The 19,725-nt window shown below is 61.1% G+C and carries 18 protein-coding genes, 1 tRNA gene and 2 pseudogenes; 6 read left to right on the forward strand and 15 right to left on the reverse strand.

The window, feature by feature from the left end:
* From PMI38_RS13180 to speB, 7 genes and pseudogenes are all read right to left on the reverse strand, one after another.
* Positions 1-397 (reverse strand): annotated as a pseudogene (locus tag PMI38_RS13180) (xylose isomerase); the annotation flags it as partial.
* A 126-nt stretch (positions 398-523) separates the two neighbouring features.
* Positions 524-2,020 (reverse strand): MocR-like pyridoxine biosynthesis transcription factor PdxR, encoded by a 1,497-nt coding sequence (pdxR, locus tag PMI38_RS13185; RefSeq protein ID WP_008094706.1) that lies wholly within the window; start codon positions 2,018-2,020, stop codon positions 524-526.
* A 64-nt stretch (positions 2,021-2,084) separates the two neighbouring features.
* Positions 2,085-3,767 carry a choline dehydrogenase gene (betA, locus tag PMI38_RS13190; RefSeq protein ID WP_008094707.1) on the reverse strand — a complete coding sequence of 561 codons (1,683 nt, stop codon included), beginning with the start codon at positions 3,765-3,767 and terminating at the stop codon, positions 2,085-2,087.
* Entirely contained in the window at positions 3,760-5,244 is a 1,485-nt protein-coding gene (locus PMI38_RS13195) for a purine-cytosine permease family protein (protein WP_008094708.1), read from the reverse strand. Before PMI38_RS13195 ends, betA begins: the two co-directional genes overlap by 8 nt.
* On the reverse strand, positions 5,241-5,420 hold the full coding sequence (locus PMI38_RS13200) for a hypothetical protein (RefSeq protein WP_008094710.1): 180 nt from the start codon (positions 5,418-5,420) through the stop codon (positions 5,241-5,243). The genes PMI38_RS13195 and PMI38_RS13200 overlap by 4 nt, the downstream gene beginning before the upstream one ends.
* A gap of 96 nt (positions 5,421-5,516) precedes the next feature.
* Positions 5,517-7,025 (reverse strand): aldehyde dehydrogenase family protein, encoded by a 1,509-nt coding sequence (locus tag PMI38_RS13205; protein WP_043273571.1) that lies wholly within the window; start codon positions 7,023-7,025, stop codon positions 5,517-5,519.
* A gap of 13 nt (positions 7,026-7,038) precedes the next feature.
* The gene (gene speB / locus PMI38_RS13210) at positions 7,039-8,010 is read right to left on the reverse strand and encodes an agmatinase (protein ID WP_008094712.1); all 972 of its coding nucleotides are present in this window, start codon (positions 8,008-8,010) and stop codon (positions 7,039-7,041) included.
* A gap of 266 nt (positions 8,011-8,276) precedes the next feature.
* Here speB and PMI38_RS13215 point away from each other — a divergent pair, with 266 nt between their 5' ends.
* Together PMI38_RS13215 and PMI38_RS13220 are read left to right on the forward strand one after the other, a co-directional pair.
* On the forward strand, positions 8,277-9,185 hold the full coding sequence (locus PMI38_RS13215; protein ID WP_008094713.1) for a LysR family transcriptional regulator: 909 nt from the start codon (positions 8,277-8,279) through the stop codon (positions 9,183-9,185).
* Between the two features lie 133 nt (positions 9,186-9,318).
* Entirely contained in the window at positions 9,319-10,341 is a 1,023-nt protein-coding gene (locus PMI38_RS13220) for an alpha/beta fold hydrolase (protein ID WP_008094714.1), read from the forward strand.
* A 6-nt stretch (positions 10,342-10,347) separates the two neighbouring features.
* Here PMI38_RS13220 and PMI38_RS13225 read toward each other — a convergent pair whose 3' ends face one another.
* The 3 genes from PMI38_RS13225 to PMI38_RS26615 form a co-directional block, all read right to left on the reverse strand.
* Positions 10,348-11,034, reverse strand: a complete 687-nt coding sequence (locus tag PMI38_RS13225; RefSeq protein WP_008094715.1) for a peptidoglycan DD-metalloendopeptidase family protein — start codon at positions 11,032-11,034, stop codon at positions 10,348-10,350.
* A gap of 100 nt (positions 11,035-11,134) precedes the next feature.
* Positions 11,135-11,422 (reverse strand): hypothetical protein, encoded by a 288-nt coding sequence (locus PMI38_RS13230; RefSeq protein ID WP_008094716.1) that lies wholly within the window; start codon positions 11,420-11,422, stop codon positions 11,135-11,137.
* Positions 11,423-11,550: 128 nt separating this feature from the next.
* Positions 11,551-12,300, reverse strand: a complete 750-nt coding sequence (locus PMI38_RS26615; protein WP_008094717.1) for a CatB-related O-acetyltransferase — start codon at positions 12,298-12,300, stop codon at positions 11,551-11,553.
* Between the two features lie 729 nt (positions 12,301-13,029).
* On the opposite strand from PMI38_RS26615, the pseudogene PMI38_RS27910 reads away from it, so the two are divergent.
* Positions 13,030-13,171, forward strand: a pseudogene (locus tag PMI38_RS27910) (DapH/DapD/GlmU-related protein); the annotation flags it as partial.
* Between the two features lie 387 nt (positions 13,172-13,558).
* Positions 13,559-14,188, forward strand: a complete 630-nt coding sequence (locus tag PMI38_RS13240; protein ID WP_008094719.1) for a histidine phosphatase family protein — start codon at positions 13,559-13,561, stop codon at positions 14,186-14,188.
* A gap of 547 nt (positions 14,189-14,735) precedes the next feature.
* On the opposite strand, the gene PMI38_RS13245 is transcribed toward PMI38_RS13240, so the two are convergent.
* The 4 genes from PMI38_RS13245 to PMI38_RS13260 form a co-directional block, all read right to left on the reverse strand.
* Positions 14,736-15,935, reverse strand: coding sequence for an MFS transporter (locus PMI38_RS13245; RefSeq protein WP_008094720.1), 1,200 nt, complete (start codon positions 15,933-15,935; stop codon positions 14,736-14,738).
* A complete protein-coding gene (locus tag PMI38_RS13250) occupies positions 15,932-16,321 on the reverse strand; it encodes a GlcG/HbpS family heme-binding protein (protein WP_008094721.1) in 390 nt (129 codons plus the stop codon). The genes PMI38_RS13245 and PMI38_RS13250 overlap by 4 nt, the downstream gene beginning before the upstream one ends.
* A gap of 83 nt (positions 16,322-16,404) precedes the next feature.
* Positions 16,405-17,130, reverse strand: coding sequence for an IclR family transcriptional regulator (locus PMI38_RS13255; RefSeq protein ID WP_043273576.1), 726 nt, complete (start codon positions 17,128-17,130; stop codon positions 16,405-16,407).
* A gap of 99 nt (positions 17,131-17,229) precedes the next feature.
* Positions 17,230-17,634 carry a DUF6632 domain-containing protein gene (locus PMI38_RS13260; protein WP_008094723.1) on the reverse strand — a complete coding sequence of 135 codons (405 nt, stop codon included), beginning with the start codon at positions 17,632-17,634 and terminating at the stop codon, positions 17,230-17,232.
* A gap of 266 nt (positions 17,635-17,900) precedes the next feature.
* Between PMI38_RS13260 and PMI38_RS13265 the strand changes: the two genes are divergently transcribed.
* Positions 17,901-18,458, forward strand: a complete 558-nt coding sequence (locus PMI38_RS13265; protein WP_043273578.1) for a YdeI/OmpD-associated family protein — start codon at positions 17,901-17,903, stop codon at positions 18,456-18,458.
* Between the two features lie 91 nt (positions 18,459-18,549).
* Here the strand turns inward: PMI38_RS13265 and PMI38_RS13270 are convergent.
* Positions 18,550-18,637, reverse strand: a tRNA-Ser gene (locus PMI38_RS13270).
* Positions 18,638-18,772: 135 nt separating this feature from the next.
* Here PMI38_RS13270 and PMI38_RS13275 point away from each other — a divergent pair.
* Positions 18,773-19,444, forward strand: coding sequence for a Bax inhibitor-1/YccA family protein (locus PMI38_RS13275; RefSeq protein ID WP_008094725.1), 672 nt, complete (start codon positions 18,773-18,775; stop codon positions 19,442-19,444).
* The last annotated feature ends 281 nt before the right edge of the window (positions 19,445-19,725 follow it).

Genomic DNA, 19,725 nt, shown 5'->3' on the forward strand with positions numbered 1-19,725 from the left:
GGCTGCCGATGGCACGGGCCACGGCCACGGCCTTGTCGACATCCTCGGCCAGCGTGCTGCTGATTTCCAGGTGCACCTCAAGGCCCAAGGTACGGGCCTTGGCGGCGAAGGCGGCGAGGCGCTCGGCAGGCATTTGCGAAAGGCTGTTGTGCTCGCCGTCGAGCAGGTGCAGCGAGAGGCCATCGAGCTCGTGCCGGTAGGCGAAATCGAGCATGTCCTCGGGGCTGACACGACCGTGGGTGAGGTTGGTCAGCAGCGGGTAGCCATGGGCGAACAGGCGCAGGCTGTCGAGCCGCGCGAGCAAGCGGCGGGCAAGTTCGGGGGTAAGCACCAGGGGCGTCGCGGCCCCGGCGTTGTGGCCCATGAGGGCGGCGAAGCGGGCTTGGATAGCTGTCATTATTATCATTCCTGAGCGATTGCCGGGGTGGCCGGCCATGCTTTTATCGCTCTGGAATGGTGCTATCCCTATAGCCATTTCCGTTTTGTTTATATGACCACTTTGCCGCGCTGGCGCGCCGCTGCATCAAACCTTCAGACCGAGCCGGCGCATACCCTCGGCGAGCTCCTGCGCGCGCTGCCGGGCCTGGGTCTGCGGCGTGGCGGCGAAGCCGAGCAACAGGCCAGGCGCAAGGTAGCGCTGAAGGCAATAATCGCGCAGCGCATAGGTGTAGACCTGGTGCTCCACCAGGCCGCGCGCCAGGGCATCGTCGTCGACCTCTGCGGGTAGCCAGCCGATCATGTGCAGGCCCGCCTCCACCGGCGCTACCGAAAGAAAACCGCCCAACTCGCTGTGCAAGGCTTCCAGCAGGCAAGCCTGGCGTTCCTGATACAGCGCACGCATGCGCCGGATATGGCCAAGGAAATGACCCTCCAGCATGAAATCGGCAGTGGTGGCCTGATGCAGCGTCGAGGGGCTGCGGTCCATCACCGCACGAATGGCGCAGAAAGGCTCCACCAGCGCCTCGGGCAGAATCACGTAACCCAGGCGCAGCGACGGGTACAGCACCTTGCTGAAAGTGCCCACGTAGATCACCCGCTGCCATGGGTCCATGGCATACAAGGCCGGCAGCGAACGGCCCACGTAGCGAAATTCGCTGTCGCAGTCGTCCTCGACGATCCAGCCCTGGCTGCGCGAGGCCCAGTCGATCAGTTCCTGGCGGCGCGCATGGCTCATGGTGGTGCCCAGCGGGTGCTGGCGTGAAGGCGTGGTGAACGCCAGGCGTGCATCCGGGCATTCCCGCAGCCCTTGCTGCACATCCAGGCCCTGCTCGTCGATGCGCAACGGCACCAGCTGGCATCCCAGCGCCTGGAAGGCGATGCGCGCGGCAATGTGCCCGGGGTCTTCCATCCACACGCTGTCACCGGGGTTGAGCAGCAGCATGCCAAGCAGGTTGAACGCCTGCTGGGCGCCCGAAGTGATGACCACCTGATCCACGCTGCACTCGATGCCGCGCGCGTCGAACACGTATTCGACGATCGCTTCGCGCAGACGCTGCAGGCCTTTGACTTCGCCATAACCCAGTTGCGCCTTGCCGGGCTTGCGCAGGTGGCGATTGACCAGGCGCTTCCACACCGGCATGGGGAAGGCATCGTAGGCCGGGTGGCTGGGCAGCAAGGACACCGGGCACTCCGGTGCCCAGGCGTTGTACGACATACCGCTGAAATGCGTGCTGCGCAGCGAATGCACCGCCTGGCTCAGGCTCGACAAGCGCGGTGGCTTGGCGGCGAGCCCCGCGTCAGGGCCACGCCCCTCCCACTCATCGCCGACGAAGGTGCCGGCGCCGGTGCGCGAGTCCAGGAAGCCCTCGGCGGTGAGCAGGTCGAAGGCATTGAGCAAGGTGATCCGCGACAACCCCAGCTCCTTGCACAGGGTGCGGGTCGACGGCAGGCGCGAACCGCCCGCGAGCCGACCGCTGAGGATCTGCTTGCGCACCTGCAAGTACAGCTGCCGGTACAGCGGCACTTGGCTGGTGCGATCCAGTTCGACGCCGCTGAGCAGCGCGCCGCCGGGTGTTTTCATGTTGGCCTGGTTCCTGTGGGGAGCGTCGGCGGCTATTGTACGCCGCGCCCTCGCAGGTTGCGCCTCAGACCACCTGGCGCGCCGGCGCATGGCTGCGCTGTTGGTCCTCCCAGCCACCCACCAGCCCCACCGGTACATCCGCAGACGCCAGCGGCTTGCGCCCGCGCACCAGGTCAGAGGCGCGCTCGGCGAGCATGATGGTCGGTGCGTTGAGGTTGCCGTTGGGCTCGCTGGGGAACACCGACGAGTCGATCACCCGCAGGCCTTGCAGCCCGTGCACACGCAGTTCGGAGTCGACCACCGCCATGTCGTCCTCGCCCATGCGGCAGGAGCCGCATGGGTGCATGGTGCTCTCCATGTTGGCGCGCACGAAGGCATCGATCTGTTCGTCGGTCTGCACATGCGCCCCTGGCGCCAGCTCCTCGCCCCGGTAGCGGTCCATGGCCGGTTGGCCGATGATTTCCCGGGTCAGGCGCACGCAACGGCGGAAACCTTCGCGGTCCTCCTCACGCTCCAGGTAGTTGAAGCGGATTTCCGGCTGCTGGTACGGGTCGGCCGACAATGCCCTGACATGGCCGCGGCTCTTGGGCTTGTTCGGCCCCGTGAGGACCATGAAGCCGTGGCCCTTGAACGGTTTGTTGCCGTCATAACGCATCGCCGCCGGCAGGAAGTGGAACTGGATGTCAGGCCAGCGCAGCCCCTTGGCCGAGCGGATGAAGCCCCCCGCCTCGAAATGGTTGCTGGCGCCCAGGCCGTCCTTGAACAGCAGCCAGCGCAGGCCGATCAGCGCCTTGCCCAACAGGCTCATCTTGCCGTTGAGGGTGACCGGCTCCTTGCAGGCGTACTGGATGTAGATCTCCGAGTGGTCCTGCAGGTTCTCGCCGACGCCCGGCAGGTCGTGGCGCACCTCGATGCCGGCTTTGCGCAGCACAGCTTCGGGGCCGATGCCTGAGCGCTGCAACAGGTGCGGTGAACCGATGGGGCCGGACGACACCAGCACCTCACGCTTGCAATACACCTTGTGGGTCTGCCCGCCTTGATCGTATTCCACCCCCACCGCGCGCTTGCCCTCGAGCAGGATGCGCCGGGTCATGGCGTGGGTGACCACGGTCAGGTTGGGCCGGCTCATGGCCGGGCGCAGGTAGGCGTTGGCCGTGGACCAGCGCACGCCATCCTTGACCGTCATGTGCATGGCGCCGAAACCTTCCTGCATGTAGCCGTTGCAATCGTCGGTCTTGATGTAGCCCGCCTCGGCACCGGCCTCCACCCAGGCGCCATACAACGGGTTCTGCATGTTGTTGCCGTTGTTGGTGGCCAGCGGGCCACTGGCGCCGCGGTAGTCGTCGCCGCCGAACTTGTATTGCTCGGCGCGCTTGAAATACGGCAGGCAGTTGCGATAGCCCCAACCTTTGGCGCCGAGGCTTTCCCACTCGTCGAAGTCGTGGGCATGACCGCGAATGTAGACCAGGCCATTGATCGACGAAGAGCCGCCCAGCACCTTGCCTCGTGGGCAATGCAGGCGCCGGCCATCGAGGTGCGTTTCGGCCGTGGTTTCGTAGTGCCAGTTGTATTTCCTGGTGTTCATCGGCAGCGAGAACGCGCTGGGCATCTGGATCAGCACGCTGCGGTCGCTGCCACCGTACTCCAGAACCAGCACCGAGGTGCCGGCATCCTCGGTCAGCCGGCTGGCCAGGACACAGCCGGCGGACCCGGCACCGATGATGATGTAGTCGTAGTGTTTATTCATTGCTGTAGCCCTTAGCACGTAGGCCCGCTGCCTCAAGTGTGCGTTCATTGCCCTGGGGATAGCCGCCCCAGCCCAGGCGGGCGGCCAACAGACGGGTCAACCCGTAGTGGACCAGCCCGGCCAGCAGGCAGGACGGCAGCGAAGCGGTGACGAAGCTGAAGAAATGGGTGTTGGCCAGCGTCTGCGGGTTGAACACCACCACGTAGATCGCAAATCCCGCCACCAGCGCAATCAGCGCAATGGGGTTGAAGCCCTTGCAGAAACGCAGCGCCGACTCGCCTTGCGCGGCGTACAGATGGCGCAGGTTCAGGCGCTGGCGACGCAGGAAGAAGTAGTCGGCGATGCCGATGCCGGCCAGCGCGCTGTTGAGCGCAGACGTCCATACCAGGAAGATGAAGAAGCCGTCGTAGATCCCGGGCAACAACAGCACGATGGCCACCGGGATCACGCAGAACAGCGCGATCAGCAGGCCCCAGCGCATGGCCCGCAAACGCTCCCCGGCCAGCTGGCGCAAGCCGATCACTGCCGTGTAGAGGATGTTGACCATGCCCGTGAGGTTGGCCAGCGCCAGGAAACTCAGCGCCACCACGCCAAAGGCCATTCCGCCGGCCAGGCGCATCCAGGCGGTCGGGTCGCTGCTGCCCAAGGTCGAGGCCGCGAACAGGCTGACCGTTTCGCCCAGCGAGGCGGCGCCGAAGATGCCCACCAGGTTGGGCCAGAACGCCGTGCGCTGGTTGCTGCACAAGCGCGACAGGTTGCCCAGGTAAGGCCACCAGGAGAACCCGGCGGCGATGTTGATTTCCACCGCGATCATGAAGTTGACGTGCGGGTCTTCGAACGGCGGTTGCAGGGCCGGCATGGCCAGCAGTTCGCCGATGCTGAAGCGCTGGAGGATCAGGTACATCAGCGCCAGCATGATCAGGATCAGGCTGGGCGCAATCACCGCGCTCAACCGGCGGATCATGTCCGGCCCGCGCATGGCCACCGCCGCCGCCAGCACAATGGCCAGCAAGCCACCGGCGGTCACCAGCCAGCCGTCACCGGCACCGGCCGGGCGCTGTTGAACCAGGGTGTCGAGGTTGTCCAGGGCGCGCCCGCACATCAGCCCCAGCACCGCCAGCCAGCCCATGGTCAGCACCACCACCGACAACACGTAGACCAGCCGGCTGCCATTGATGCCGAACATGCTGCGCAGGAAGGTGAACTGCTCGACGCCGTACTTGCCGCACGGCAGGCTGGTGGAACAGCCGGCGAGGATCACCCCGATGATGTTGCCGATGACCACGGCGCAGATGCCCTGGCGCGGCCCGACGAACAAGGCGGTGGCGCCGCCGATGAGAAACACCCAGGTGGCCACGGCCAAGGCCGAGTTGGCATAGGCGAAGCCCCAGAAGCCCCAGACCCGCTCGCTTGGCAGCAAGGGGGTATCGCCGCGTTCGGCGCCCAGGCGAAATTCCTGCTCGCGAGAAGGGCTCATGGCTGGCCACCCCACAGGTAGAAACCGACGACCAGTGCCAGCGCCAGCACGGCCAGGGCGACGCAGTCGGTCGTGGTCAACGCACCCGGCCAGCGCGGGCCGCTTTGCAGTTCTTCATAGGCGCGCAGGCGCCGGTCCAGGTCTTGCGCACGCTCCACATCGACTTCGCTGCTCATGGGCATCACCTCGGTAGGTTCTTGTTCTTGGAATACGATGCATGCCGATTCGCCAGCGCCGCCGCCCGGAGGCAACGGCGCTGGCCACCCTGTCGATCAGGGCAAGGTGATCCACACGGCTTTGGTTTCCAGCAGGAACTCCAGCTGTTCGGCACCCATGTCCTTGCCATAGCCCGATTGCTTGTAGCCACCGAACGGCATGGACGGGTCCAGGGTGCTGTGCGCATTGACGTACACGGTGCCGGCGCGCAACTGCGGGATCAGGCCGTGGACCCGGCCCAGGTCATTGGAGTAGAGCGCCGCCGCCAGGCCGAACGCCGAATCGTTGGCCAGGGCCAGTGCCTCTTCCTGGCTGTCGAAGGGCTGGGTCACCAGCACCGGGCCGAAGATCTCTTCCTGGACCACACGCATGTCGTTGCGGCAGTTGGCGAAGATGGTCGGCTGCACGTAGAAGCCCGGGCCCTCGACGGGCTCGCCGCCGTAGTACAGCTGTGCCCCTTCGGCCTTGCCCAGGGCAATGTAGTCGAGCACGCTTTGTTGTTGCTTGCGCGACACCATCGGGCTGATGAAGCAGTCCGGGTCCAGGCCGGGTGCGATCTTCAGCGTCGCGGTGTATTCGGCTAGCGCCTCCAGGAACTGTGGGTAGATGCTGCGCTCGATGTAGGCCCGCGTGCCGGCATCGCAGACTTGCCCCGAGTTGAAGAACACGCCGTTGGCCACCGCCTGCGCCGCCGCCGGGATATCGGCATCGGCGAACACGATCACCGGTGACTTGCCACCCAGTTCCAGGGTCAGGCGCTTCATCTGGTCCATCGCCGCCTTGCCCACGGAACAGCCGACCGGGGTCGAGCCGGTGAAGCTCAGCTTGTCGATGCCTGGGTGGCTGGACATCGCCTCGCCGACCACGCTGCCACGCCCGGTGACGATGTTGATCACCCCGGCCGGAATCCCGGCTTCCTCGACCAGCTCGGCGAAGCGCAAGGCTGAGAGGGACGTCAGCTCGGCCGGTTTGACGACCACGGTGCAGCCGGTCGCCAGTGCGGCGCCGAGCTTCCAGGCCATGGTCTGCAAGGGGAAGTTCCAGGGCACGATGACGCCCACCACCCCGACCGGTTCCTTGCGCGTGTAGGCCAGGTAGTTGCCCGGCAGCGAAGGCTCCACGGTACGCCCGTGAATCTTGCTGGCCCAGCCGGCGAAGTAGCGGAAAGTGTCGACGGTGCCCTGGATGTCCACGGCACGCGCCTGCTCTACCGACTTGCCCATGTCGATGGACTCGATCTGCGCCAGCTCGCCGCCATTGCGCTCGACCAGGTCGGCCAGGCGATGCAGCAGGCGTTCGCGCTCCAGGGGCTTGAGCTGGCTCCAGGGGCCGCCGTCGAACTGCGCCCGGGCGGCCTGCACGGCACGGTCGAGGTCCTCGGCAGTGCCCATGGGAATACGCGTCAGCACGGCCTCGGTGGAGGGCTCGATCACCTCGCTGGTGGCGCCGTCGCTGGCCTCGACCCAAGCGCCGCCGATGAACTGGCGCTGGGGCTTGGACAGGAAGCGCTGGGTAGCTTCCAGCACACCGAATGCCTGCAGATAGTCTTTAACCTTGTTGTCCACGGTGTGTCCCCGGTCAGCGAGCGCGGGCGCGCTCATGGAAGATGAAGCCGATGCTGTTCATCAGCAGTTGCGCGGCCAGGATCGAGGTGACACCCGCCGGGTCGTAGGCCGGGGCCACCTCCACCAGGTCCATGCCCACGACCCTGCCCTGGCTGCGACGCGCCAGCGCCTGGATGATCTCCAGCACTTCGTAGTAGAGGAAACCGCCATGGCTCGGCGTACCGGTGCCAGGGGCGATGGACGGGTCGAAACCGTCGATGTCGATGGTGATGTAGTAGTCGCGGCCTTCCGGGATCATCGCCAGCACGCCTTCCGGGCCCAGGCGGCGCACGTCGCGCACGGAGAGGATCTGCGAACCGGCGTCGCGCGCTGCGTCGTAGTCGTCGCGGTTGGAGGACGACACGTTGCGAATGCCCATCTGGGTCATGCCGACGATGTGATCCAGCTCCGAGGCGCGGCGCAGGGGGCTGCCGTGGCCGTAGCGCACGCCGTGGCGCTCGTCGACGAAATCGAGGTGGGCGTCGAAGTGAATGATATGGATCGGCCCGCGCCCCTCGAACGCCTTGATCACCGGGGCGTGGATCGAGTGGTCGCCGCCCAGCACCACCGGCATGGCGCCGGAGGCGAGGATCTGGCGCACCGCGGATTCGATGTTGGCGTTGCTGCTGGCCATGTCGGTGTGGACGATGTCGGCATCGCCCACATCGACCATGCGCACCTGGTCCTGGGTCAGGTAGGTGGTGTCATCCTCGTGGTCATACGCGCCACTGTGGCCGAACGAGAAGAGCGTGGAGGCCTCGCGGATGCCGCGCGGCCCGAAGCGCGCGCCGGAACGCCACTGGGTGCCCATGTCGTTGGGCGCGCCGAGGATCGCCACATCGGCGTCGATGGCGTTCCAGTCGGTACAGATGGGCGATTTGGCGAAAGTGCAATGCCCCACGAAGGGCAGGTTCAGGCGGCCGGATTCATAACCGTGCTTTGCCATGTTCGGGCTTCTCCACTTCTTGTTCTATTCAGGAGACGGGGCCCGTGCGGGGCCTCCGTTGCAGCCACTATGGGCGCAGCCCGGCAGTGAAAAAATGCGCAACTGCAGATGCATACATCGGCCAATCCGAAGTATTCGAGGGTTTTGAAATCCTCGAGAGCCCGGCATTGCGGTAGAGCGCCCAGCCATGCTTACCTTGGCAAAAAACAATCGATCGGCTGCTCATATCAGCTTCACCGATGTGACGCACCGACAGGAGGCCAGGCGTGATCCAGCTCCACGATGTCGATCTCAAGCTCCTCAGGGTATTCGCCACCATCGTCCGGTGCGGCGGCTTTTCCGCAGCACAAGCCGCGCTGAACGCCGGCCAGTCGACCATCAGCGAACAGATGACGCACCTGGAAACGCGGCTGGGGGTCAAGCTCTGCCAGCGCGGGCGCAGCGGCTTTCGCCTGACCGAGCAAGGGGTGGCGATCCATGAAGCGGCGTTGCGCCTGCTCGGCGCAGTGGAAAGCTTCTGCCTCGACGCCGATGTGCTCAAGCAGCACATCAGCGGCAAGCTCAACCTCGGGATCATCGACTCGACGCTGACCGACCCCGACTCGCCGGTGCCGCGCACCACGCAGCGCTTCGTGTCACGCGGCCACGACGCCCACCTCAACGTCTATATCGGCACCCCCGCCGAGCTCGAAGAGCGTGTGCTGGACGGCCGCCTGCACCTGGCCATCGGGCACTTCCCCATGCGCGTGCCGGGGCTGTCCTACCTGCCCCTCTACGACGAGGCGCTGGGCCTGTTCTGTGGCCGCCGCCATCCCTTGTTCGGCAACAAGGCCAGCAATGGCCGCCTGCTGGAAGAAGTGCGCGCCTGCCGCCTGGTCGCGCGCGGCTACATGCAGCAGTACGACCTCGATCAACTGGGCATGAGCAAGGCCGCGGCCACCGTCGAGAACATCGAGGCGGCGGCGATCCTGATCATCTCCGGGGCCTATGTCGGGTTTCTTCCCGTGCATTTTGCCGAACCGTGGGTGAAGAGTGGGGAGATGTGCCGGTTGGGCGCGAGCACCCTGGACCTGAGCTCGCCCTTCGACGTGATTACCCGTCGCGGGGTGGCGGCGCCGCCGATATTGCAGGCGTTTCTGGAGGATCTGGGGGCTTGCATGCAGCCGGTGGTGTGAGCCGGCGTTTGTATCTATTTGTGTTCAAAGTGCGAGCTGACACACAAGTACGCTGACTGCACTGTCGAGAGACACAACCGGGATACAACGATCTTCTTTACTGGCTTGCATTCATCAGCGCCAGGAGATGCCCATGTTCACCCTTCCCACTTCCCAACGTTTCAAGCGTTGCGCCCTGCTCGCCTGCGCCCTGATGAGCGCAACCGGGGCATACGCCACGCAACCTGCGCAGCCCGAGAGCCGCGTGGCGGTGGCGGATGACTTCGGGCCCTTGAAGCACATCAAGGCCGGTGTGCTGGAGGTGGCCTACGTCGAACAAGGGCCGGCCGACGGCCCCGTGGTGATCCTCCTGCACGGCTGGCCCTACGACATTCACAGCTTCCAGGAAGTCGCCCCGGCCTTGGCCGCGAAGGGCTATCGCGTGCTGGTGCCGTACGTGCGCGGTTATGGCGAAACCCGTTTCCTCTCCGCTGACACGCCCCGCAACGCCCAGCCTGCGGCCCTGGCCAGCGATGTCATTGCCTTCATGGACGCACTGCAGGTCAAGCGCGCCGTGCTGGCCGGCTTCGACTGGGGTGCGCGCACGGCCGATATCGTTTCGGCCCTGTGGCCGGAGCGGGTGAAGGCGCTGGTCTCGGTCAGCGGCTACCTGATCAGCAGCCAGCAAGCCGCCAAGGCGCCCTTGCCGCCCAGTGCAGAGCTGCAGTGGTGGTATCAGTACTACTTCGCCACCGAGCGCGGTGAATTGGGTTACACCCACAATCGCCATGCCTTCGCCAAGTTGATCTGGCAAACCGCCTCACCCAAGTGGGCATTCGACGACGCCACCTTCGAACGCAGCGCCAAGGCTCTGGACAACCCCGACCAGGTGGCCATCACCGTGCACAACTACCGCTGGCGGCTGGGGCTGGCCCAAGGCGAAACCCGTTACGACCCGCTGGAAGCCAAGCTGGCCAGGTTCCCCGCCATCGGCGTGCCCACCATCACCCTGGAAGGCGACGCCAACGGCGCACCGCACCCGCCCGCCGAGGCCTATGCCCAGCGCTTCACCGGCAAGTACGAATATCGCCTGCTCAAGGGTGGCGTTGGCCATAACCTACCGCAGGAAGCCCCCCAGGCCTTCGCCCAGGCAGTGGTGGATGCCGACCATCTGTGAGCGCACTCAGTTGGCCGCTGGCAATACGCTCAACGGATCGACCGGCTTGCCGTTCTGACGGATCTCGAAGTAGAGCTGTGTGCGGTCGGTGTCCAGGTCACCGGCCTCGGCAATCAGCTCCCCCTTGCTGACGGTTTGACCTTCCTTGACCAGCAATCTGCGGTTGTGCCCGTAGACGCTGGCGTGGGAGGTGCCGTGCTGGAGGATGATCAGGTTGCCGTAGCCGCGAATGTTGGTGGCGAACGCCACCTTGCCGCCGAGGCTGGCGAACACTGGCTGGCCTGGGGTGGCAGCGATGCGGATGCCCTTGCTGAGCTTGTCGGCCGGGGCATATCGACCGATGACCACAGCGTTCTTGATCGGCCAGTCCCAGCCGCGCAAGGTCACTTTGGTGGCCGGCGCAGTCGAAGTTTTGGTGGCGGTTCTGGTTGCAGTCTTAGTCGTGGCGCTGCCCGGGCCGAAGCGAATGTTCTGGCCCACGTTAACCGCGTAGGGTGGTTTGATGTTGTTGTAGCGCGCCAGTGCCTTGAAATCCCAGCCGTGCCGAGTGGCGATCGAATAGAGGGTGTCGCCACGCTTGACCTTGTAAACGCCACTGACGACTTTGTTGGCAGAGGTGCCGGTGCTGGGTGATTGGGAACTGCACGCAGAGATCGACAGCAGGACAGCGATCAGAATGAGCCTGAAAAACACACCACACCTATTGAACGGAGACGCGATTGACGGAGTGGCCACTATAAAGCACTGAATGGCATGTGCATGCCAGGTAATGGCAATAAAAGTGGCCTTTGCCCTACTCCTTCAGCTGGCAGACCCCGTTGGCGCGGTTTTTACCGGTGTAGGACACGTCGGGTGAACCATCGGGGTTGATGGTCAGGGAAATCGTCACGCCACTGCCTTTGGCTTCGAAGTAGTTGTCGTTGAATTTCTTCAGTGGCGCTTCCTTGCCATTGATGTAGATGGGGCCGCCCTTGTCGGCGTGGACTTCGATGTTACCGGGGCAGGTGGCGTTCAGGAGAGGGATCTGGGCTTGGGCGATGGCGGGGGTTGCCAGTAGGAGGCCTAGCAGTAATGGCTTCATTTCATGCTCCTTGGTGGGCTTGCATAGGAAGGAAGCAATAGACCACTTCACTGAACCCTGCCACCTGCTGAAAAGTGAAAAAGCCCGCTCAGGGCAGGCTTTTCAATTCAATTTGCAGCAAAAAATGATCAGCTGCCAGCTTTGCCCAGCTCGACCAGCTCCGAAGTCTTGGTCACTGTCGGCCAGTAAGGCTGAATGTCGCCATTCGACTCACGCTTAATGACCTCCCGGGCGAAGGACTCTGGATTGGTTATATCCATACCTTCAAAGTCCTTTAGATGAAACCGCCACCAGGATGACTCAAGCAACAGATTTCTAATCGCCTCGGGGAATCTGAACTTGATATGACGCGCTGGGTTACCCCCTACGATTTCGTAAGGCTGAACATCCTTGACCACGACTGACCCACCGGCAATCACGGCACCATGACCAATAGTAAGGTTTCGACCGAGAACAACGTTTTCGCCGATCCAGACATCATGCCCAACCGTTACTTTTTCTGGTTTGCTTGGACGCCTTACCGCTGGATATCCCCGCTCATCATATATAGCAACGTCATTCCCATATGCAAAAAGCGATGTCGTCGCCCATTCATAAGGGTGTCGCCCGCCCACAAAAGTTACACGGGGAGCAATGGAGCAATATCTTCCAATTCGCGACTTTGGCAGGAACGCAGATCGAAGATAGCTGAACGCACCCAAAGAACTAATCGTGTTACCACTCACTGGAAAAGCAGCGTTTTCCTCTATTTCTATATCGTCATGAAAGACAATCAGATCAGAATCCTTATGGCGATCAGACCAATCTTTCACCTGAAATGAAATCCTCCGCTCCCTGAGAAAATCCTTCAGATAGCGATATTCAATAGCGTGTTTCATACGTCCTCTTAGGAAATCCAATTTTCCGATCAACTCGCGATGATACTGGATTTCTGACTGCCAAGAAATAGTTCTCTATTACTGATCACACTGGGATTCATGCATTGACCGCCGACCAGCAATACGCCCACCGCTTCAGGCCAACTCGGGTGGCACCCTGCATATCGCGAGCACTGTACATCCAAACAGCTCGCTGCCGATATTCCGAAACTAGTGAATACACGGTAGAATCAACAAAGCCCACCTTCACAGGCTGGCTCATCGAGCACAATAAATCGTGGGCCACCTGACACCCTCAAAAAACGACCAGCGCAAATGAAAGTAAAGTACGGACAGATCAAAAAAATACTGATGGACCATCGCGTTTTTATGGGCGGACAGTCGCTAGACGGGGCACCCCCATTTTACGCCAACGACCTTGCAATAGAAGTTCCCAAAAATTTCTCGACAGAACCCTACTGCACCTACTGGGGAAAGAACGGTATACGCCTGGCCTCCATGGGTTCCTTCTCCTATACCCGGTCGGTACTGCCCGAAATAATTTCGGTTGGTCGATATACCTCTATCGCTAATGGACTTACCGTACTGGGCGATCGCCACCCCCACGAATGGGCTTCGACCTGTCCATCTTTTTATAGCCCGCAGTCTGGTTTGATGAAGGCGCTTGCCATGGATACTGGCGTCGCCTCTTCGTCACACGCATTTAACAAGGCAAAAAAGAATATCACCATCGGAAACGATGTGTGGATAGGACAGAACGTTACGCTGGCTCAAGGAATCACCATTGGCGACGGCGCAGTAATTGCGGCCAACTCGCTTGTCGTGAAAAACGTCGAGCCCTATAGCATCATCGGCGGAAACCCGGCAAAGCCAATCAAGAACAGATTCAATGACCACATCATTGACGCCATGAAAGCCCTCCAGTGGTGGAAGTACTCGGTCCAGGACCTGGCCGAGCTAGACGTGACCAACCCGCACATTTTCTGTCACCAATTAACTCAGCGCGTCGTGAACGGAGACATTGAGGAGTTCAAACCATCCAGACTCAACTTTGCTGATATCGTTTCCAAGATAAATGAAGAGGCGATCACCTCCTGAATGCCCCTCAATGCCCGCTACAAGGCGGGCATTGAGGAAAATCAGCAGCAACTGCCAAGCAAGGTGCTTGGCGCGGCCACCGTTTGGCTTTCCACCATGACGCCAGAACTACTGTGACCCTTGGTCTATACCGTCACTACCCAATAGTACTGGACGACTGATGAAACGAGTGAGACTCATCCGCCATGGAGAAAGCGCAGCAAACGCCGGCCACGCCACTCAAGATCACGCCAGCATTCCTCTAACCCAGAAGGGACTTGACCAGGCATACAGGGTGGCCCGGTCATTTGCTGAGGCGCCTGACCTGATTGTCGCCTCGCCTTTTGCACGAGCCCAGGCAACTGCAGAAGTTACTGCTGCAGCCTTCCCGAGCGCGGCCAGGGAAACATGGCTCATCCAGGAATTTACCTACCTTGAGCTTGCTCGCTGCATCAACACGACGCTCTCTGAAAGGCGGAGCTGGGTCGAGGCTTACTGGCTGAGATCAGACCCCTCGTTCATTGATGGCGCCGGCGCAGAGTCGTTCTTGGATTTTGTGACTCGCGCCCAGACCTTCCTCGATCGCCTGGAGCAACACCCTGCTCGTCAGATCGCGGTGTTTTCTCACGGACAGTTCCTGAATGCCGTGGCGTGGCTGCTCGAACGTAGGCCACAGGTCATTGATGCCAAGGCCATGACGGATTGGCGTGACTACGAAATCAGGAATCACATCCAGAATGGTGGGGGGTATTGCCTTTTCAAACAGTCGACTGACGCAGCTTGGACGGTTGGACAGAGGACGCTGCGGTAGCCATCCGATGCCGTGAAACTCATCCTCGCTGCCTTACGATTGCCGCCGCTACCCCGGCCCAAGGCGCGAGCGCCATGTGCCCGGGCTCTACCAGCGCACTCCCCGAAACCTCTCCCAACGTAATCACGAGATTGAAAGCGGGAGATATTCAACGCCGAGGCGAAATCTACTGCCTTTGGCGTATATCGCCGAGAGAGTGGCAAGCATCCCACCTTGCGCCGGCGGGAGAAAGTCGAGTCACGATTGATCCTTTGAAATCAACAAATACCGCCAATCGGCGGGCAGTCAGGTCGGGCTTCCGAAATAGCAGGCACTGATATAGCCTCACCTAAAAAAGGTCAGGGAGAGGCCGGCGAATAGAAGAGAAAACTGATGTTTTGGATCGTTTCCCTCACTCTGCTTATCCTTGTCGCTGCAGCAATTGTTCTTATCGTGTACCTCGTCGGCAAGCGGATCGATAAATGTGAGGATTACGATTAAGGGGCAATCGATTCCCGGCAAAAAACACCGCCAGCGAGGACTACCAAACAACGTCGACGAACGAGCCTCAATTCATCGCAATGCTGAACGTTGAACGACGCTCATGCCTTGCCAACCAAGCCAGTGGCAATTGAGCGATGATTGCGGCTGCTACTCCAGCCCAAGGCGTGAGCGCCATGTGCCCGTGCTCTACCAGCGCACTCCCTGAAACCTCTCCCAACGTAATCCCGAGATTGAAAGCAGAGATATTCAACGCCGAGGCGAAATCTACCGCCTTGGGCGTAAATCGCTGGGCAGTGGCCAGCATCCCACCTTGGACGGCGGGAGAAATGCCGAACGCCAAACCACCCCAGGCAAACAGAAGGATGACCATCGCCCCCTGGTAAGGCAGCAGCAGCGCAACCAAGACCAATACAACTGCCAACGCTAGCAGCAGCCATCGAAGCGCGGCCTGCCAGCCGATAGCTGAAGCGAATCGCCCTCCCAGCAAGTTGCCAACAAGCGTCGCGCCCCCGAACACCACAAGCAACATGCTCGCAACACTGCTCGAAAAACCAGTGATGTCCGTGAGGATCGGGGTGATGAACGTAAAGGCCGCAAACGAAGCGCCGAACCCCAAGACGGTGATCGCCATCATGGTCAGAATCGCCGGGTTAGCTGCTGCAGCCAACTGCGCTGCCGGCTTCACACTCGCCGGTGCAGCAAGACTGGGCAGCCAGATCAGCGTGGCAATGAAGCCTGCGACTGCCAATGCCACCACTGCGTAAAAGGGTAATCTCCAGCCGAATCCGTTCCCCAGGAAACTGCCAAGTGGGACTCCAACCACCATCGCCAGGGTAAGGCCGGCGAACATGACAGCAATTGCACTGCTCTCCTGGCCTTTCGGAGCCAAGCGTGCCGCCACGGTAGCACCTATGGCGAAGAAGCTCCCATGGGCCACCGCTGTGACTACCCGACCCATTAGCAAAGAGGGGTAATCAGTCGAGAGCGCGGACAGCAGGTTTCCAAGCAGGAAGACTGCGATCAAACCCAAGAGCACGGGTTTGCGAGGAAATCTGGCCAGCAAAAGCACCATTAGAGGCGTGCCGACAGCCAGGGCAAGGGCATAGAGCCCCACCAGACTTCCGGCGCGCGACAAGGGTACCTGGAGCTCCTCGGAAATGGTGGGCAACACACCCACCACAATGAACTCTGCCACACCAATCGCGAAAGCCGTCACCGCCAGCGCCCAAACGCTAGGATGGAGCCGTTGTTGGACATGGCTCATGGTCGCGCAGCTCCCAGCGCAATAATCTGATCCGCCTCCACGGTTGCACCTGCGATACCTACAGCACCGATGACCTTGCCCTGGGCATCCTGCAAGACAACCCCACCGCCAAAGCTGATCAACCCACCATTGGTAGCCTCCAGGGTGTAAATCGCCCCGCCCGGGCGCGCACCCTCACCAATCACGGCGCTGTCTGTACGGAACAATGCAGCGGTACGAGCCTTCTTGATAGCGATATCGATGGCACCCGGAACCGCATCATCCATCCGCAGAAAACCAGCCTGCAGACCTGAGGCATCGACGACGCTGATGCACACTGAAAAGCCATGCTCTTGAGCCAGACCTTTAGCACGAGCGATCACGTCTTCAACGACATTTTCCAACATAGCGGGCTCCAAATTTCCACTGATTCGAGCCCGGATGATCACGGCAGGTAGCAACGAAAAAAAGAGCCTTGGAGAGCTGAGAGCTAAAGTTTGACCATGTCGTACAACTCACGCATCACCCTACCTGCAAGGGTGACCAGCTTGTCTTGAGGCAACCGCTCGACGGGTCCAGACACTGCAAGCGAAGCAACCAGTCTGCCCTGCTTGCGTAGTGGCAATGCCAAGCAGTTGAGGCCTTTCTCAGCGTGCTCCAAATCCAGTGCGTATCCTTTTTCAGTGATGGCTTGCAGCTCTTGCTCCAAAGCCGAGTCGAGCAACCCGGCTTTGCGCAAGCTACGTGAGAGATCGCCATCAAGCGCCAGGAACACTTTGCCGACTGCTGAAGTGGTGAGTGCTTCCCGTCGCCCCCGCGGCGAGCTGCTGGTCGCGCTGTTCTCTCGCAAGACGGCATCGATGTAAAGGTAATGGCGTGTACCGCAAGGAGCAGCCAGGTAGCAGCTCTCACCTGTCATATCAGCAAGGGCTCCGAGTGCCGGGCCAAACGCCTCTTTCAGCCTGTCATCCGCATCATTGAATGGCTGAGCAATGTCCCGTAGCCGTAGCCCAATCGCGTAACGTGACCCGCGTCGGGAAATATATCCAAGGGCACATAGCGTGTTCAGCAAACCATGCAGGGTGCTTTTGTGCAGCCCTAACGCGTTCACCAGATCGACAAGGCGCAGCTCTCCACCCGCACCGGCGATCACCTCCAGGACAGCCATCGCCCGCTCTACGGACTGAATTCCCTTAGTTTCGTTGACCGTTGCCATAGCCGTCCACTTCCGCCAGACCCAAAAATGATAAAGGCTCCCCTCTGATGTTCGGGATTGTCAAACCTTCCATGCAGAGCCATAACGACAAACCTGGTCTTAGACCCCCTTGTGTGTCCGGGTCCGAGCGGCCAATTGCGAGCGGGGCGTCAATATGGCCAAGGCAACCGCCACGATGAAGAGCGCTGGCACGTCACCTGCCAAGTGCCCCATTTGCCCCTGCTGGGTGACCGCCTGAACGGCCATGATTGCGCCGTGTACGGCGCTGGACCACACGGTGAACCAGATCAGGCTCAGATTGGCCAATGGATCACGTGCGGCCAGGATCAAGAACACGCCGAGTGTCGCGTAGATGCCAACGATCATCATCGGGTAGTCCGAGTGACCGACATGCCAAGCCCAGCCGGAAGGCCAGAACAACATAAGTGGGTAGAGAGCAAGACATGCGAGGCCAGCCAACACTAGAACGAGGCGCAAATACCTGAGGCGATCGACTACGGTCATGGCGGACTCCTCTTTGGGGCTGACATGTTGGGGCCGCTTCGCGGCCCATCGCCGGCAAGCGCGGCTCCCACAGGGTGCTGGTGATGTTCCAGTGGGAGCCGGCTTGCCGGCGATGAGGCCGGCACTGGCAACAGCACTTTGGACAGGAGACCGCTTCGGGTCGGCCATGATTAGCCACTGGACTGGCTAGGCTGATAGGTAGCGTCGACCTTCTGTACTTAATCTTATCCGCAGCTGAACTCGGTGAAGTGGTTGGAGGCGTTGCAATGACAACAATCGATGGGAAATCCCGATTCGAAGCAAAGCTTCTTCGTCCGGCACAACCTGGAAATGATACGTCGTGGGCGTTCGTAGCTCTGCCAAGAGACGCGAGTGAACAGCTTCCGAGGCGAGGAAGGACGACAGTTGAAGGCACAATCAATGGGCACCCTTTCCAGGCGACCCTTGAGCCGGACGGTCAGCTGAGCCATTGGCTGCAGGTAAGTAAAGAGTTACTCAAAGCCGCGGGTGCGGCCGTTGGGGATATCGTTACGCTAGAGTTAACCCCTGTGAAGCAGGAGCCCGAACCTGACATCCCACCCGATTTTCAGGAGGCACTGGCGGCCATGCCTGAGGCTCGTTCAGTTTGGAACAGTACGACCACCCTCGCACGCGTAGACTGGATTCACTGGATTACTTCAGCCAAGCAACTCAAGACGCGCGCAAAACGAATTGGTGATGCATGCGAGATGCTTGCATCCGGCAAGAAGCACGTTTGCTGTTTCGACTCGTCGGGCTACTACAGCAAGGCCTTTCTTGCGCCTAAGGCAGAAAATGGGAAATAGGGGGAAAATGCGGAATGAAGGAGATCGGTAGAGGTCATAAAATCGGTACTTCAGAAACGCAAAAAGCCCTGAATAATCAGGGCTTTGAATATGGCGGAAGCGTAGAGATTCGAACTCTAGGATAGTTGCCCATCGACGGTTTTCAAGACCGTTGCCTTAAACCACTCGGCCACGCTTCCAGCTCGTTTTGCGGCCGCCATAATACCTTAATGAAACACGCTGTCAAACTCTCTATGACGCCGGTTGCGGAACCTCTGATAGACTCCTTTGCATCTGAACGTTTCAAAACCACAGGTTTACCAAGGAGTGTCGCCATGCGCGAACAGGATTATGCCGTACACAACGGCCAGCAGGTCGAGCAGCGCGAGGTCAGCAAGGTCCTGCGCAACACGTACAGCCTGCTGGCACTCACCCTCGCCTTCAGCGGTGTCATGGCCTACATCTCCCAGCAGATGGGCGTCCGCTACCCGAACGTATTCGTGGTGCTGATCGGCTTCTACGGCCTGTTCTTCCTCACCGCCAAACTGCGTGATTCGGTCTGGGGCCTGGTGTCCACCTTCGCCCTCACCGGCTTCATGGGCTTCATCCTCGGCCCGATCCTCAACCGTTACCTGGGCATGAGCGGCGGCGCCGAAGTGGTCAGCTCGGCCTTTGCCATGACCGCCCTGGTGTTCGGCGGCCTGTCGGCGTATGTGCTGATCACTCGCAAGGACATGAGCTTCCTCAGCGGCTTCATCACTGCAGGGTTCTTCGTCCTGCTGGGTGCCGTGGTGGCCAGCTTCTTCTTCCAGATCAGCGGCCTGCAACTGGCGATCAGCGCGGGCTTCGTGCTGTTCTCGTCGGTCTGCATCCTGTTCCAGACCAGCGCCATCATCCATGGCGGCGAGCGCAACTACATCATGGCGACCATCAGCCTGTATGTATCGATCTACAACCTGTTCATCAGCCTGCTGCAGCTGTTCGGCATCATGGGCCGTGACGATTGATTGGTTGAGTTGTGAGGAAAAGCCCGCTTCGGCGGGCTTTTTTGTGGGCGGGATTTGGAAGTGCGTTTGGGTTGAGAGGTGGTCGTCGTGAGAAGTGCGGCGCCTATGAGATCGAGCGCCGCCCGCGCGGCGCATCGCGAGCAAGCTCGCTCCTACATTTGTTGCAACGTGCCCCGGTCTGTCAGGCCATAGGTGTTCGCTCTTGGCGCACGCCGTGAAATCGAGGTGGGCAATCGTGCCAACCGAAATATCGCGTCGATCCAACAAGGCTGGCAACCATG

This window comes from Pseudomonas sp. GM84, from assembly GCF_000282535.1.
Taxonomy (GTDB): Bacteria; Pseudomonadota; Gammaproteobacteria; order Pseudomonadales; family Pseudomonadaceae; genus Aquipseudomonas.